Here is a 16,306-nt window from a genome sequence, read left to right on the forward strand (position 1 = left end):
CGTGAGGGCTTCCCAACGACGCGAAGGATCAAATGACCTCCTCTTCTTCCCTTCCACAGGACCGGCAGCGCCTCCCCGAGAGCCTTCGGGCGAACGCCCTGATGGAAGAGGACGTCGCCTGGAGCCACGAGATCGACGGGGAGCGGGACGGCGACCAGTACGACCGCTCGGCACGCGCCGCACTACGCCGGGTAGCGGGCCTTTCCACCGAGCTCGAGGACGTCACCGAGGTCGAGTACCGACAGCTCCGCCTGGAGCGCGTGGTGCTCGTCGGTGTCTGGACCACGGGCACGGTCCAGGAGGCGGAGAACTCGCTCGCCGAGCTCGCCGCCCTCGCCGAGACCGCCGGCGCGATGGTGCTCGACGGCGTCATCCAGCGCCGGGACAAGCCCGACCCGGCCACCTACATCGGCTCGGGCAAGGCCCTGGAGCTGCGGGACATCGTGCTCGAATCCGGGGCGGACACCGTGGTGTGTGACGGTGAGCTCTCCCCGGGCCAGCTGATCCACCTGGAGGATGTCGTCAAGGTCAAGGTGGTCGACCGGACCGCCCTGATCCTCGACATCTTCGCCCAGCACGCCAAGTCCCGGGAGGGTAAGGCGCAGGTCTCGCTGGCGCAGATGCAGTACATGCTCCCCCGCCTCCGTGGCTGGGGTCAGTCGCTCTCCCGGCAGATGGGTGGCGGTGGCTCCGGTTCGGCGGGCGGCGGTATGGCCACCCGTGGTCCCGGTGAGACCAAGATCGAGACGGACCGGCGGCGGATCCGCGAGAAGATGGCGAAGATGCGCCGGGAGATCGCGGAGATGAAGACCGGCCGGGACATCAAGCGCCAGGAGCGCCGGCGCAACAAGGTCCCCTCGGTCGCCATCGCCGGCTACACCAACGCCGGTAAGTCGTCCCTGCTCAACCGCCTGACCGGGGCCGGCGTCCTGGTGGAGAACGCCCTGTTCGCCACCCTGGACCCGACCGTCCGGCGGGCCGAGACCCCCAGCGGACGGCTCTACACCCTCGCCGACACCGTCGGCTTCGTCCGCCACCTCCCGCACCACCTCGTCGAGGCCTTCCGCTCCACGATGGAGGAGGTCGGCGAGTCCGATCTCATCCTGCATGTGGTCGACGGCTCGCACCCGGTGCCCGAGGAGCAGCTGGCCGCGGTACGCGAGGTGATCCGCGACGTGGGCGCGACGGACGTGCCCGAGATCGTGGTGGTCAACAAGGCCGACGCGGCCGATCCGCTGGTGCTCCAGCGACTGCTGCGCAACGAGAAGCACGCCCTCGCGGTCTCGGCCCGTACGGGCCAGGGCATGGCGGAGCTGCTGGAACTGCTCGACGAGGAACTGCCCCGGCCGCAGGTCGAGATCGATGTCCTGGTGCCGTACACCCAGGGCGCCCTGGTCTCGCGGGCGCACGCCGAGGGCGAGGTCATCTCCGAGGAGCACACCGCCGAGGGCACGGTCCTCAAGGCACGGGTGCACGCGGAACTGGCCGCCGAGTTCGAGCCTTTCGTGCCGGCTGCCTGACGCGCCCGCAGTAGTACAGAGCGACAGAAGGCCCGCCCCCGGGAGACCGGGGGCGGGCCTTCGTCCTGTTCACGGGCGGAGCGGGTGGTGCCGTCCGGGCACCACCCGCCTCAGGCGACTACTGCTTGCTCGCCCACTTCTTGCTCATGTTGTCGAAGAGGGTCTTGGCCTCGGGGCCCAGGTGCGGACCGGCCGACCAGCGGGCCGGACGCGGCCCCATCGACATGTTGGAGATCAGCACCTGCTTGCCGCTCGCGTCCTTGGCGAACCAGGGGCCACCGGAGGAACCACCGGTCATGGTGCAGCCGATCCGGTACATGGTCGGCTTCTTGGCGTCCATCGACAGCCGGGTCGGCTTGTCGGTGCACTGCTGCTGCGCCGCACCGTCGAACGGCGGCTCGGCCGGGTAGCCCTGTGCGGTCAGGCTCGGGATCTTGGCCATCGCCGGGGCGTTGAAGTCGACCTCGTAGGCGCCGCCGGCCATCTCCTCCAGCGACTTGCCGCCGGTGCCCTGCTCGGACTTCACATGCATCAGCGCGTAGTCGTACGGAGCCATCGGGACACCCGGAACCGCGCCGCCGGCCTTGATCCACTGCTGGGACGTCGCCATGTCGTCCGCCCACCACTTGCCCGAGGGGACCCGGTCCTCGAAGGGCTTGCCCTTCAACTCAGCGGCGGAACCACCGGTCTTGTTGAAGTTCGGCACGAACATCATGTTGCGGTACCAGCCGCCGTTCTTGCCGGCGTGCACACAGTGCGCCGCGGTCCACACCAGGTTGGACTTACCGGGGTGCGCCGGGTCCTTGACGACGGTGGCGGAGCAGCGCGAATCGCCCTCGGGGGTGCTGAAGAGCAGCAGGCCCACGCCGGGGGCGGTGGAGGTGTACGGGGTCTTGACGGCCTGCGCCGGGACGGCGGACGGCTCGGGGTCGGTCTTCCCCTGGTCCTCGGAGATGTCCTCAGGCTTGCTGGGGTCCTGGGGCGGCTTGACCTTGTCGATCTTGTCCTTGTCCCAGAAGTCCTTGATGATCGGGTTGATGAACTCCCCGGCTTCCCGGAGCCACTTGTCCCGGTCCCAGTTCTTCCACTCGCCGTTCTTCCACTTGTCCAGGTCGACGCCGTGTTCCCTGAGCTTGTCCTGGATGTCCTGAGGGATCTTGAAGTCACCCCCGCCCGCTTCCTGGCCGGCGGCCTGGGTGGGCTTGGCGTCCGCGTTGTCGCCTTCCGGCCCGCAGCCGGTGGCGGTCAGCGCCAGGACGGCGGTGAGAGCGGCGGCGGCCAGGACTGGCCGACGTATGGATCGCATGGGTGAGTTCCCCCTGGTGAATCGGACTGAGCCGGTGTGACGTGAGCTGATCTTGCGCCGGTTCCTTCTTTGTCATGAACCTCAAGATCCCGGTGCAACACCCCACTATGCCGGTGACGATGGGGACGGCGGTACTCGGGTACCCGGTTCCACGCCGCCAAGGATCTTGGCGACAACCGTGATCCCACGTCGCCGCCGTCGTTGGTACGGACGGGGAACGGCCGGGCCGCCCGCAGGGCCCGCGGCCTTCCGCAGCTCACCAGCAGGAGGACACAACTGCCGTGGCGTTGACCGAAACCGTGCCGGCCGCGCCGGCCCACGAGGGGATCCTGCGCCGGCAGTCCCTGCGTGAGTCCGCCGCCCGCACCTACGCGCGCTCGCTGCCCATCGTCCCGGTACGCGCCCGCGGGCTCACCATCGAGGGCGCCGACGGCAGGCGCTATCTCGACTGTCTCTCCGGCGCCGGCACCCTGGCGCTCGGCCACAACCACCCCGTGGTGCTCGAAGCGATCCGCAGCGTCCTCGATTCCGGTGCACCGCTGCACGTCCTCGACCTGGCCACACCCGTCAAGGACGCCTTCACCACCGAGCTCTTCGCCACGCTGCCCGGAGAGTTGGCCGAAAAGGCGCGCATCCAGTTCTGTGGCCCGGCCGGCACGGACGCCGTCGAGGCCGCCTTCAAACTCGTCCGCACCGCGACCGGCCGGGACGGCCTGATGGCCTTCTCCGGCGCCTACCACGGCATGACCTCGGAGGCGCTGGCCGCCTCCGGGGGAGCGCAGCACACCAGCGTGGTCCGGCTGCCCTACCCGTACGACTACCGCTGCCCCTTCGGGACCGGCGGCGAGCGCGGAGCCGAACTCGCCGCGCGCTGGACCCAGAACCTCCTCGACGACCACAAGAGCGGGGTGCCCAGCCCGGCCGGGATGATCCTGGAACCCGTCCAGGGCGAGGGCGGGGTGATCCCCGCACCGGACGGCTGGCTGCGGCGGATGCGGGAGATCACCGCCGCCCGGCAGATCCCGCTGATCGTGGACGAGGTGCAGACCGGGGTCGGCCGCACCGGCGCCTTCTGGGCGGTGGACCACAGCGGCATCGTGCCCGACGTGATCGTGCTGTCGAAGGCGATCGGCGGCAGCCTGCCGCTCGCCGTGATCGTCTACCGCGAGGAACTGGACGCCTGGCAGCCCGGCGCGCACGCCGGCACGTTCCGCGGCAATCAGCTCGCCATGGCCGCCGGCGCCGCCACCCTCGCCTATGTCCGCGCGAACGGCCTCGACCGGCGGGCCGGGGAGCTCGGCGCCCGGATGCTCGCCCGGCTCACCTCCCTCGCCGCCGCTCATGACTGCATCGGCGACGTCCGCGGCCGCGGCCTGATGCTCGGTGTCGAACTCGTCGACCGCGACGCCGACGCCGATGCCACCGGCGGCCGCCCCGCCGCCCCCGAGCTCGCCGCCGCCGTCCGGGACGCCTGCCTGGACCGCGGCCTGATCGTCGAACTGGGCGGGAGGCACTCCGCCGTCGTCCGGCTGCTGCCACCCCTGACCATCACCGACGAACAGGCGGACGCCATCCTCGACCGCCTGGCCGACGCCATCACGGCGGCGGTCCGCACCACCCCCGGGCCGATGGGCTCGTCCCCCACGACATTGCGAGGCACCACCCCATGAACGAACGCCCCGGCCCCGACGGCGGCCAGCCCGCCGAGCGCATCCCCGCCCACCAGGGCGCGGGCATCATCGAGTCGGTACCGCGCCAGCAGCGGCGGGCCCCGGACGAGGCCTGCCACCAGCAGTCCTATGAGTCCCCGGACGGACTGGCCGCCCATGGCGGCGCCGCCCCGCACGACCGCGCCCGCGGTGACCACGACCCGCTCGACCACCCGGACCCGGCGGTCGCCGCCGACGCCGCGGGCATCGAGCACCTCCTGCGCTGCTGGCTCCGGGAGAGCGGCACCCACCACCCGGCCGAGGGCCGGCTGCGCCTCCCGCTGCGGGCCGCCGCCGCGAGCGCCCTGATCATCCCCGTCCGCTACTGGTCCCCCACGGGCTGGCACCGCCTGGGCGCCCCCACCCTCGAAGGCGCCCCGCCCGGTGCCGCCCCGCTGGACGCCGTCACCCTCGCCGCGATGCTGCGCCGGGAGGCCGCGCACGGCGACCGGCGGGCCTCCGACGGCGGCGAGCACCGGGTGGCGGACGGCGGGGAGCGGCCGGAACCGGACGCCACGCCGCAGCAGGCACCGGACGGCGACGGCACCGAACTCGTCGGCCGGGTCGCCAACTCCGTCCGCAATGTCGCCGCCTTCCTCACCGACCGGCGCGCCCGGCCCGCCGACGACCACGGCGCCCTCTTCCTCGAAGCCGAACAGTCCCTCCTCCTCGGCCACCCGCTGCACCCCACACCCAAGAGCCGCGAAGGTCTCTCCGACGCCGAGACCCGCGCCTATTCGCCCGAACTGCGCGGCGCCTTCCCGCTGCACTGGATGGCCGTGCACCGCTCCGTCCTGGCCGCCGACTCCGCCTGGACCGTACGCGGCAAGCCCGTACCGGCCGACCATCTCACCCGGGAGTTCGCGGGGAGCGGCTGCCAACTCCCGGACGGCACCGTGCCGTTGCCGCTGCACCCCTGGCAGGCCAGAGAACTCGCCGACCGCTCCGATGTCACCGCCCTCCGCGAGGCCGGTCTGCTGCACGACCTCGGCGTCCACGGCCCGCTCTGGCACCCCACCTCCTCCGTCCGCACGGTCTACCGCCCCGACGCGGACGCCATGCTCAAGCTCTCCCTCGGGCTGCGCATCACCAACTCCCGCCGGGAGAACCTCCGTAAGGAACTGGCCCGCGGGGTCGAGGTGCACCGGCTGCTGCGCACCGGCCTCGCCAAGCAGTGGCAGACCGTCCACCCCGGCTTCGACATCGTCCGCGACCCGGCCTATCTCGCCGTCGACGGCTTCGACGGCGAACCCGTCCAGGGCCTCGACGTCGTCATCCGCCACAACCCCTTCAGCACCACCGACGACGCCGTCTGCATCGCCGGCCTCACCTCCCTCCGGCCCTGGCCCGGCCGCTCCGGCGTGCGCTCCCGCCTCGAAGACCTCGTCTCCACGCTCGCCGCCCGCACCGGCCGCCCCCTGGACGCGGTGGCCACCGAGTGGTTCCTGCGCTACCTCGAAGCGGTCGTACGGCCCGTGCTGTGGCTCGACGGCACGGCCGGCATCGTGCTGGAAGCCCATCAGCAGAACACCGTGGTGCTGCTGGACCCTGACGGCTGGCCGGTCGGCGGCCGCTACCGCGACAACCAGGGCTACTACTTCCGCACCTCGCGCCGCGCCGAACTGGAACGACGGCTGCCCGGCATCGGCGCGGCCAGCGACTCCTTCGTCGCCGACGACGTCACCGACGAACGCTTCGCCTACTACCTCGGCATCAACAACGTCCTCGGCCTCATCGGGGCCTTCGGCTCCCAGCGCCTGGTCCGCGAGGAGATCCTGCTCGCCGCCTTCCGCCGGTTCCTCGCCGATGCCGCCGCGGCCCCGCGGGCCCACCGCTCGCCGCTCCCGGAGCAGTTGCTCGCCGCCCGCACCCTGCGCTGCAAGGCCAACCTGGCGACCCGGCTGCACGGCCTGGACGAACTCGTCGGCCCGGTCGAAACCCAGTCCGTCTACGTCACCCTGCCCAACCCCCTCGCCCCGTAGCCGCCCACCGCGGCCCCCGACAGCAGACCCCCGCATCCCGTCCCCGGCGCCGGCGCCCCGCGACCCATACGGCCACGCGGCACGCGGCCACGAGAGGAGAGCGTCGCCGTGCCACCCACCGACCCCGGCCTCAGCTCCGCTGACACGCTTGGCCGGCAGCACCCGCCGGAACGCAGCGCGCGGGCCGACGACGGTCCGCGGCCGGCGATGTCCCCGGACGCCCCGGCCGCCGGGCCGCTGCTCGACAACCTGGCGGGCTGGGGCGCGGCCGAGACACCCGCCGGGCCGTTCGCGCTCGTGCCCGTCCGGCCGGACCGCGATCTCGACCGGATCACCGGCTGGATGAACGATCCGGCCGTCGCCGCCTTCTGGGAGCTGGCGGGGCCGCCGGAGACCACCGCCGCCCATCTGCGCGGCCAGCTCGACGGCGACGGCCGCAGCGTGCCCTGCCTGGGGGTGCTGGCCGGGGTCCCGATGAGCTACTGGGAGATCTACCGCGCCGACCTCGACCCCCTCGCCCGCCACTACGCCGCCCGGCCCCAGGACACCGGTGTCCACCTGCTCATCGGCGGGGCCGGTGACCGGGGGCGCGGACTGGGCAGCACCCTGCTGCGTGCCACCGCCGGTCTCATCCTCGACCACCGCCCGCAGTGCACCCGGGTCGTCGCCGAGCCCGATCTGCGCAACACCGCCTCCGTCGCGGCCTTCCTGAGCGCGGGGTTCCGCTGCGCCGACGAGATCGAACTGCCCGCGAAACGCGCGGCGTTGATGGTCCGCGACCGCGCCCGCCGCCGCCTGCTCTGACCCCGGGACCGTCCGTCGACGGTCCCGCTCCGGTCCGCCGTCCACCACGCTGCCCCGGTTGTCCCCCGTACGAGCCGGGGCGGTCCCGCTTCGAGGAGTCCCGCCTTGTCTCCTGAGCCCCAGCCCCAGCCCCAGCCCTCGCACCGCGCCTGGCAGCACGCCGCGCGCCGACTGTTCGCCAAGATCCTGGCGGAGTTCGCCTACGAGGAAGTTTTCACCCCCGAGCCCGACGGCACCGCCCCCGACGGCACCCCGCAATACCGCCTGCCGGTCACCGAGGCCCTGGTCTACCGCTTCCGTGCCCGACGCGGCGCCTACGGCCACTGGCGCGTCGACCCCGCTTCGATCACCCCGGACACCGACCCCTTCCACTTCCTCACGCATGCCCACGACACCGTGCTGGGCCTGTCCGGCGACACCACCGGCCACCTCATCCGCGAACTGACCGCCACCCTCGCCGCCGACACCCGCCTCGACGCCACCGCGCTCGGCGCCGCCGAACTCGCCGACCTGGACTACGCCTCCCTCGAAGGCCACCAGACCGGCCACCCCTGGCTCGTCGCGAACAAGGGCCGGCTCGGCTTCTCCGCCACCGACGCGGCGACCTGGGCCCCCGAGGCCCGCACCGCCCGGCGCCTGCCCTGGCTCGCCGCGCACCACAGCATCGCCCACTACCGCGGTATCCCCACCCTGGCCACCCCCGACCGTCTCTACGGCGAGGAACTCACCCCCGCCACCCGGCACGCCTTCGCCCGCACCATCCGCGACGAGGGTTTCGACCCCGCCGACTACCTCTATCTCCCCGTGCACCCCTGGCAATGGGACGAGACCATCGCCCCGCTCTTCGCCCCGCAACTCGCGGACAGATCCATCATCGCGCTGCCCACTGACAACGACCTCCGCCTGCCGCAGCAGTCGATCCGCACCTTCCTCAACCTCAGCCGGCCCGAGGCCCGGACGGTCAAGCTGCCGCTGTCCATCCTCAACACCCTCGTCTGGCGCGGCCTGCCCACCGAGCGCACCCTCGCCGCGCCCGCCGTCACCCGCTGGGTCCACGGCCTGCGCGACGCCGACCCGTATCTGCGCGACGAGACCCGGGTGATCCTGCTCGGTGAGACCGCGTCCGTCACTGTCGAGCACCCCCTCTACGACCGGCTGCCCGGCGTCCCGTACCAGTTCAAGGAGCTGCTCGGCTGTATCTGGCGCGAGCCCGTCAGCGGCCAGCTGGACCCCGGCGAACGCGCCCGCACCCTGGCCGCGCTGTTGCAGACCGATTCCCGGGGCCGGGCCCTGACCGCGGAGCTGGTGCGCCGCTCGGGGCTGGCCCCGCGCGCCTGGCTGGCCCGGCTGTTCGCCGCGCTGCTGCCGCCGCTGCTGCACTTCCTCTACCAATACGGCACGGTCTTCTCCCCGCACGGCGAGAACGCCATCGTCGTCTTCGACGAGCACGACGTCCCCACCCGCCTCGCGGTCAAGGACTTCGTCGACGACGTCAACACCAGCTCCGTGCCGCTCTCTGAGCACGACTCCATGCCGGACGACGTACGGGCGGTGCTGCTGACCGAACCGCCCGCCTTCCTCACCCAGTTCATCCACTCCGGCCTGTTCGTCGGCGTCTTCCGCTACCTCGCGCCGCTGTGCGCGGACCAACTGGGCGTGCCCGAGGCCGAGTTCTGGTCACTCGTACGGGCGGAGATCCTGCGCCACCACGAACGTTTCCCCGCTCTCAAGGAGCGGCACGAGACCTTCGACCTGCTCACCCCGCGGATCGAGCGGCTGTGTCTGAACCGCAACCGTCTGCATGTGGACGGTTACCGGGACCGCACCGACCGCCCGCACGCGGCCGTGCACGGCACCGTCCCCAATCCGCTCCACATGCCGTGACGGACCCGGCTGTCAGTGGTCCCGCGTAGGCTTGCAGCGCTATGACAAAGCCCTCCCTCCCCGATCTGCTGCACGCCGCCGTCACCGCCGTCGGCGGCACCGAGCGCCCCGGCCAGGTGGCGATGGCCGAGGCCGTCGCCGAGGCCGTGGACGACCAGGCCCACCTGCTGGTGCAGGCCGGCACCGGCACCGGCAAGTCCCTCGGCTATCTGGTCCCGGCGCTCGCCCATGGCGAGAGAGTGGTGGTCGCCACGGCCACCCTGGCGCTCCAGCGCCAGCTCGTGGAGCGCGATCTGCCGCGGACGGTCGAGGCCCTGCATCCGCTGCTGCGCCGCCGCCCGGAATTCGCCATGCTCAAGGGCCGCTCGAACTACCTGTGTCTGCACCGCCTCCATGAGGGTGTCCCGCAGGAAGAGGAGGACGGCCTCTTCGACGTGTTCGAGCAGGCGACGCCCACCAGCAAGCTCGGCAAGGACCTGCTGCGACTGCGCGACTGGGCGGACGAGACCGAGACCGGCGACCGCGACGCGCTGACCCCCGGGGTCTCCGACCGCGCCTGGGGCCAGGTCTCGGTCTCCTCCCGGGAGTGCCTGGGTGCCTCGAAGTGTGCGTACGGGGCGGAGTGCTTCGCCGAGGCCGCCAGGGAGCGCGCCAAGCTCGCCGACGTGGTCGTCACCAACCACGCGCTGCTCGCCATCGACGCCATCGAGGGCGCCCCGGTCCTCCCGCAGCACGAGGTCCTGATCATCGACGAGGCCCATGAGCTGGTCTCCCGGGTCACCGGCGTCGCCACCGGCGAGCTCACCCCCGGCCAGGTCAACCGCGCCGTCCGCCGGGCCGCCAAGCTCGTCAACGAGAAGGCCGCGGACCAGCTCCAGACGGCGTCGGAGACCTTCGAACGCCTCATGGAGCTGGCCCTGCCCGGCCGCCTGGAGGAGATCCCCGAGGATCTGGGCTACTGCCTGATGGCGCTGCGGGACGCGGCCCGTACGGTCATCTCGGCGCTCGGTTCGACCCGCGACAAGTCGGTCCAGGACGAGGACGCCGTCCGCAAGCAGGCCCTCGCCTCGCTGGAGAACGTCCACGCCGTCGCCGAGCGCATCGCGAACGGCTCCGAGTACGACGTGGTCTGGTACGAGCGCCATGACCGCTTCGGCGCGTCCCTCCGGGTGGCGCCGCTGTCCGTCTCGGGCCTGCTGCGCGAGAAGCTCTTCGACGACCGCTCGGTGACCCTCACCTCCGCCACCCTCAAACTGGGCGGCGACTTCAACGGGGTCGCCGCCTCCCTGGGGCTGGCCCCCGAGGGCACGGAGGGCGAGGACGTCCCGCTCTGGAAGGGCCTCGATGTCGGCTCCCCCTTCGACTACTCGAAGCAGGGCATCCTGTACGTCGCCAAGCATCTGGCCCAGCCGGGCCGGGAGGGCAGCCGTACGGACATGCTCGATGAGCTCACCGAGCTGATCGAGGCGGCGGGCGGCCGCACCCTCGGCCTCTTCTCCTCCATGCGCGCCGCCCAGGCCGCCGCGGAGGAGCTGCGCGGCCGGCTGGATCTGCCGATCCTCCTCCAGGGCGAGGAGACCCTCGGCGAGCTGATCCGCACCTTCGCCGAGGACGCCCGTACCTGCCTGTTCGGCACGCTGTCCCTCTGGCAGGGCGTCGATGTGCCGGGGGCGAACTGCCAGCTGGTGGTGATGGACCGGGTGCCGTTCCCGCGTCCGGACGATCCGCTGATGAGCGCCCGGCAGAAGGCCGTGGAGGAGGCCGGCGGCAATGGCTTCATGGCGGTCGCGGCGACTCATGCGGCCCTGCTGATGGCCCAGGGCGCCGGCCGTCTGGTCCGCGCCACCGGCGACCGCGGGGTGGTCGCCGTTCTCGACCCCAGGGTGGAGCGGGCCCGCTACGGTTCCTTCCTCCGCAAGTCGATGCCCGAGTTCTGGTACACCACCGACCGCAACCAGGTCCGCCGCTCCCTGGCCGCCATCGACGCAGCAGCAAAGACCCCACAGGCCGACGCCTAGACGGCGCACCACCCGGGGGGTCTTGCGCCGCAAGCCTCAATTGAGCAACCCCCACCGGACAGCAACCCCATCCGCGAAAGCGGCGCCGGCTCAGGCGCACAAACAGAGCCCCGGAACCGGCGCAGTGGTTCCGGGGCTCGGTCGTGAGGGGTGGGTCAGACGCGGCGCAGTACCGCCACCACCTTGCCGAGGATGGTCGCCTCGTCGCCGGGGATCGGCTGGTACGCGGAGTTGTGCGGCAGCAGCCACACATGGCCGTCCTCGCGCTTGAAGCGCTTGACGGTGGCTTCGCCGTCCAGCATCGCGGCGACGATGTCACCGTTCTCGGCGACCGGCTGGCGGCGGACCGTGACCCAGTCGCCGTCGCAGATGGCGGCCTCGATCATGGAGTCGCCGACGACCTTCAGCACGAATAGTTCGCCGTCGCCGACGAGCTGGCGGGGGAGCGGGAAGACGTCCTCGACCGACTCCTCGGCGAGGATCGGGCCACCGGCGGCGATCCGGCCGACCAGCGGGACATAGGACGCGGCGGGCTTGCCCGCGGTCTCCGTCGCGGCGGTGCTGGTCTGGTCCGAGCCGCGGACCTCGTACGCCCGGGGGCGGTGCGGGTCGCGCCGCAGGAAGCCCTTGCGTTCGAGCGCCATGAGCTGGTGGGCGACGGACGAGGTGCTGGACAGGCCGACGGCCTGGCCGATCTCGCGCATGGACGGCGGGTAGCCGCGCCGCTGCACGGAATCGCGGATCACCTCGATCACCCGGCGCTGGCGGTCGGTGAGCCCCGAGCTGTCGGCGCGGATCCCTGGGGGCCGGCCGGGCAGGGCGCGGGGGGGCTTTTGCTCTTCGGAGTCCAACGTGGCGTCGTCCATCGGCCGCTGTGCCTTCTGCGGGTGCTCGAACCGGCTCTGGGAGTGGCTTTGTGCGGTGATGGTCGCGCTGTCTGCGGTGGTGGTCACGTCGGCCCCTCTCGAAATGTTCTCCCTAGTTAGCCAACGGTAGTTGCTTTCGAAAGGTTGCGCCAAACACACGTTCGAGTGAAATATTCGGCTATTGCCTACCCGGATCGAGTGGCTAGGTGTATGGCCGAGCGGCATTCCGGTCCCGCAGCGGACTGCGTGCGCCGGGTTTTGCGGCCGGGCGGCGGGCCGGACCGTCGTCTGCGAGGGCGTCGGTGGCCGGCCGTCCCGACCGGTCGATTCTGTCATCCCGGCCCCGCCGCACCGCCGGCCGGGTGGCTTCCCGTACTCTCATGGGCGACCGCCCGGCCCGCCTCCACCGCGACACGCGGTAGGCAGATGTAAGCGGGCCGACACCACATCTAGTGGTTGAATGCGTTCGGTCACCCAGAAGTTGTGGTGCCTGGTCCCTCAGGGGGTCGGGAATCGCCTATGCTGGTGACTGCTCCGAAGGGCCCGTACGGACCGGTCAGAGGTCTGTCGCGGTACGCGGGGCTCGTTGGCGTACGTACGTCCGTATATCACAGGGTGAGGAGGGTGGAGCCATGCACTGCCCCTTCTGTAGGCACCCGGACAGCCGGGTCGTCGACAGCCGCACCACCGATGACGGGACGGCGATCCGTCGGCGCCGCCAGTGCCCCGACTGCTCCCGCCGTTTCACGACCATCGAAACGGCGTCACTGATGGTGATCAAGCGGAGCGGGGTCACCGAGCCCTTCAGCCGCAACAAGGTCATCGCGGGAGTGCGCAAGGCGTGCCAGGGCCGGCCGGTCACCGAGGACGCCCTCGCCAAGCTCGGCCAGCGGGTCGAGGAGGCGGTGCGCGCCACCGGCAGTGCCGAGCTGTCCACCCATGACGTCGGGCTCGCCATACTGGGGCCGTTGCAGGAACTCGACCTGGTCGCGTACCTGCGCTTCGCCTCCGTCTACCGGGCCTTCGACTCGCTTGACGACTTCGAGGCGGCCATCGCCGAGCTGCGGGAGCAGCGCGAGCAGGGGCCGCCCGGGCAGGAATGCGGGACCGAGGGGGAGGCCGGCGGCCCGGCCGTCCCCGTGCCCGCCACCGCCGCCGACTGAGTTCGGCGAACATCCAGGACCTGTACCGGGGCGAGAGCAGGGCGTCCCGGTCGCTGAAAGACATACACCGTGCCACGGAATGCGTGCGCACATATGGGCGTTTGCCCGTATACAGGGAGGCGGCATGACAGAGACGACGAGCGGCCCGGCACGAGGCTCCCGCGCCAAGGGCAGCAAGGCGAGCAAGGGTCTGCGTATCGAGCGCATCCACACCACACCCGGCGTGCATCCGTACGACGAGGTGGAGTGGGCGTCTCGTGACGTCGTCATGACCAACTGGCGCGACGGCTCGGTGAACTTCGAGCAGCGTGGCGTCGAGTTCCCCGACTTCTGGTCGGTGAACGCGGTCAACATCGTCACGAGCAAGTACTTCCGTGGCGCGGTGGGTTCCCCGACCCGTGAGTCGAGCCTCAAGCAGCTCATCGACCGAGTGGTCAAGACGTACCGGAAGAGCGGCGAGGAGAACGGTTACTTCGCCTCCCCGGCGGACGCCGAGATCTTTGAGCACGAGCTGGCGTACGCCCTGCTCCACCAGGTCTTCAGCTTCAACTCGCCGGTGTGGTTCAACGTCGGCACCCAGCAGCCGCAGCAGGTCAGCGCCTGCTTCATCCTCTCCGTCGACGACTCCATGGAGTCGATCCTCGACTGGTACAAGGAAGAGGGGATGATCTTCAAGGGCGGCTCCGGTGCCGGTCTGAACCTCTCCCGTATCCGCTCCTCCAAGGAGCTGCTCTCCTCCGGTGGCAACGCCTCCGGCCCGGTCTCCTTCATGCGCGGCGCCGACGCGTCCGCCGGAACGATCAAGTCGGGCGGCGCCACCCGCCGTGCGGCCAAGATGGTCGTCCTGGATGTCGACCACCCGGACGTCGAGGCCTTCATCGAGACCAAGGTGAAGGAGGAGGAGAAGGTCCGCGCGCTGCGCGACGCGGGCTTCGACATGGACCTGGGCGGCGACGACATCACGTCCGTCCAGTACCAGAACGCCAACAACTCGGTCCGGGTGAACGACGAGTTCATGAAGGCCGTCGAGGGCGGCTCGAAGTTCGGGCTGCGCGGCCGGATGACCGGTGAGGTCATCGAGGAGATCGACGCCAAGGGGCTCTTCCGCAAGATGGCGGAGGCGGCCTGGGCGTGCGCCGACCCCGGCATCCAGTACGACGACACCATCAACCACTGGCACACCTCGCCGGAGTCGGGCCGGATCACCGCGTCCAACCCGTGCAGCGAGTACATGCACCTGGACAACTCCTCGTGCAACCTCGCCTCGCTCAACCTCCTGAAGTTCCTGCGCGACGACGACCTGGGCAACCAGTCCTTCGACGCCGAGCGCTTCGCCAAGGTCGTCGAGCTGGTCATCACCGCGATGGACATCTCCATCTGCTTCGCCGACTTCCCGACCGAGAAGATCGGCGAGACCACCCGCGCCTACCGCCAGCTGGGCATCGGCTACGCCAACCTCGGCGCCCTGCTGATGGCCACCGGCCACGCCTACGACTCCGACGGCGGCCGCGCGCTGGCCGGTGCCATCACCTCCCTGATGACGGGCACCTCCTACCGGCGCTCGGCCGAACTGGCCGCGGTCGTCGGCCCGTACGACGGCTACGCCCGTAACGCCGACGCCCACAAGCGCGTCATGAAGCAGCACTCGGACGCCAACGGCAGCGCCGTGCGCATGGACGACCTGGACACCCCGGTGTGGGCCGCGGCGACCGAGGCCTGGCAGGACGTGCTGCGGCTCGGCGAGAAGAACGGCTTCCGCAACGCCCAGGCGTCGGTGCTCGCGCCGACCGGCACCATCGGCCTGATGATGGACTGCGACACCACGGGAGTCGAGCCGGACCTGGCGCTGGTCAAGTTCAAGAAGCTGGTCGGCGGCGGCTCCATGCAGATCGTGAACAACACGGTCCCCAAGGCGCTCAAGCGGCTCGGCTACCAGCCCGAGCAGATCGAGGCGATCGTCGCCCACATCGCCGACCACGGCAATGTCCTCGACGCCCCGGCCCTGAAGGCCGAGCACTACGAGGTCTTCGACTGCGCCATGGGCGCGCGCTCGATCTCCGCCATGGGCCATGTGCGCATGATGGCGGCCGCGCAGCCCTTCCTCTCCGGTGCGATCTCCAAGACGGTCAACGTCCCGGAGACGGCCACCGTCGAGGAGATCGAGGACGTCTACTTCCAGGGCTGGAAGCTCGGCCTGAAGGCGCTGGCGATCTACCGCGACAACTGCAAGGTCGGCCAGCCTCTTTCCGCCAAGAAGAAGGAGGAGGAGAAGAAGGCCGAGCCGGTCGCCGAGAAGAAGGTCGTCGAGTACCGCCCGGTGCGCAAGCGCCTCCCCAAGGGCCGTCCCGGCATCACCACCTCCTTCACGGTCGGCGGCGCCGAGGGCTACATGACCGCCAACTCCTACCCGGACGACGGTCTCGGTGAGGTCTTCCTGAAGATGTCCAAGCAGGGCTCGACCCTCGCGGGCATGATGGACGCCTTCTCCATCGCGGTGTCGGTGGGCCTCCAGTACGGCGTGCCGCTGGAGACCTACGTCTCGAAGTTCACCAACATGCGCTTCGAGCCGGCCGGTATGACGGACGACCCGGACGTGCGGATGGCCCAGTCGATCGTCGACTACATCTTCCGTCGCCTGGCGCTGGACTTCCTGCCGTTCGAGACCCGCTCGGCGCTCGGCATCCACTCCGTGGAGGAGCGCACGCGCCACCTGGAGACCGGTTCGTACGAGCCGTCCGATGACGAGGTCGACGTCGAGGGCCTGGCCCAGTCGGCGCCGCGCCAGACGGAGTCGGTGAACGAGTCCACCCCGGCGGCGAAGATCGTCGAGGAGGCCGCCGCCCCGGCCCCCAAGCAGGCGCACACCAACGCCGAACTCGTCGAGATGCAGCTGGGCATCAACGCCGATGCCCCCCTGTGCTTCTCCTGCGGGACGAAGATGCAGCGGGCCGGCAGCTGCTACCTGTGCGAGGGCTGCGGATCGACCAGCGGTTGCAGCTGACCGCGCACGGAACGGCGTCCGACGCGGCCTTGAGCAACTGCCGCTGAGGGCGC

Annotated in this window: 10 protein-coding genes; 8 read left to right on the forward strand and 2 right to left on the reverse strand. The window is 71.0% G+C overall.

Annotated features, from left to right (window positions below; genetic code table 11):
• The first annotated feature begins 32 nt into the window (after positions 1–32).
• Positions 33–1,520, forward strand: a complete 1,488-nt coding sequence (hflX, locus tag CP981_RS28640) for a GTPase HflX (RefSeq protein WP_085925260.1) — start codon at positions 33–35, stop codon at positions 1,518–1,520.
• Between the two features lie 118 nt (positions 1,521–1,638).
• On the opposite strand, the gene CP981_RS28645 is transcribed toward hflX, so the two are convergent.
• Entirely contained in the window at positions 1,639–2,826 is a 1,188-nt protein-coding gene (locus tag CP981_RS28645) for a trypsin-like serine peptidase (protein ID WP_085925261.1), read from the reverse strand.
• 281 nt (positions 2,827–3,107) lie between these two features.
• Here CP981_RS28645 and CP981_RS28650 point away from each other — a divergent pair, with 281 nt between their 5' ends.
• The 5 genes from CP981_RS28650 (at position 3,108) to CP981_RS28670 (ending at position 11,223) form a co-directional block, all read left to right on the forward strand.
• Positions 3,108–4,496, forward strand: coding sequence for a diaminobutyrate--2-oxoglutarate transaminase family protein (locus CP981_RS28650; protein WP_085925262.1), 1,389 nt, complete (start codon positions 3,108–3,110; stop codon positions 4,494–4,496).
• On the forward strand, positions 4,493–6,517 hold the full coding sequence (locus CP981_RS28655; RefSeq protein WP_085925263.1) for an IucA/IucC family protein: 2,025 nt from the start codon (positions 4,493–4,495) through the stop codon (positions 6,515–6,517). Before CP981_RS28650 ends, CP981_RS28655 begins: the two co-directional genes overlap by 4 nt.
• 108 nt (positions 6,518–6,625) lie before the next feature.
• The gene (locus tag CP981_RS28660; protein WP_107429535.1) at positions 6,626–7,321 is read left to right on the forward strand and encodes a GNAT family N-acetyltransferase; all 696 of its coding nucleotides are present in this window, start codon (positions 6,626–6,628) and stop codon (positions 7,319–7,321) included.
• A gap of 105 nt (positions 7,322–7,426) precedes the next feature.
• The gene (locus tag CP981_RS28665; protein ID WP_085925264.1) at positions 7,427–9,205 is read left to right on the forward strand and encodes an IucA/IucC family protein; all 1,779 of its coding nucleotides are present in this window, start codon (positions 7,427–7,429) and stop codon (positions 9,203–9,205) included.
• 41 nt (positions 9,206–9,246) lie between these two features.
• Complete coding sequence (locus CP981_RS28670) at positions 9,247–11,223, forward strand: ATP-dependent DNA helicase (protein ID WP_085925265.1); 1,977 nt, start codon at positions 9,247–9,249, stop codon at positions 11,221–11,223.
• A gap of 155 nt (positions 11,224–11,378) precedes the next feature.
• Here CP981_RS28670 and lexA read toward each other — a convergent pair whose 3' ends face one another.
• Positions 11,379–12,176, reverse strand: coding sequence for a transcriptional repressor LexA (lexA, locus tag CP981_RS28675; RefSeq protein WP_042159846.1), 798 nt, complete (start codon positions 12,174–12,176; stop codon positions 11,379–11,381).
• A 545-nt stretch (positions 12,177–12,721) separates the two neighbouring features.
• Between lexA and nrdR the strand changes: the two genes are divergently transcribed.
• Together nrdR and CP981_RS28685 are read left to right on the forward strand one after the other, a co-directional pair.
• Positions 12,722–13,252, forward strand: a complete 531-nt coding sequence (gene nrdR, locus CP981_RS28680; RefSeq protein ID WP_085925266.1) for a transcriptional regulator NrdR — start codon at positions 12,722–12,724, stop codon at positions 13,250–13,252.
• Between the two features lie 124 nt (positions 13,253–13,376).
• On the forward strand, positions 13,377–16,253 hold the full coding sequence (locus CP981_RS28685; protein ID WP_085925267.1) for a vitamin B12-dependent ribonucleotide reductase: 2,877 nt from the start codon (positions 13,377–13,379) through the stop codon (positions 16,251–16,253).
• Positions 16,254–16,306 lie beyond the last annotated feature (53 nt).

This window comes from Streptomyces platensis (assembly GCF_008704855.1).
GTDB lineage: Bacteria > Actinomycetota > Actinomycetes > Streptomycetales > Streptomycetaceae > Streptomyces > Streptomyces platensis.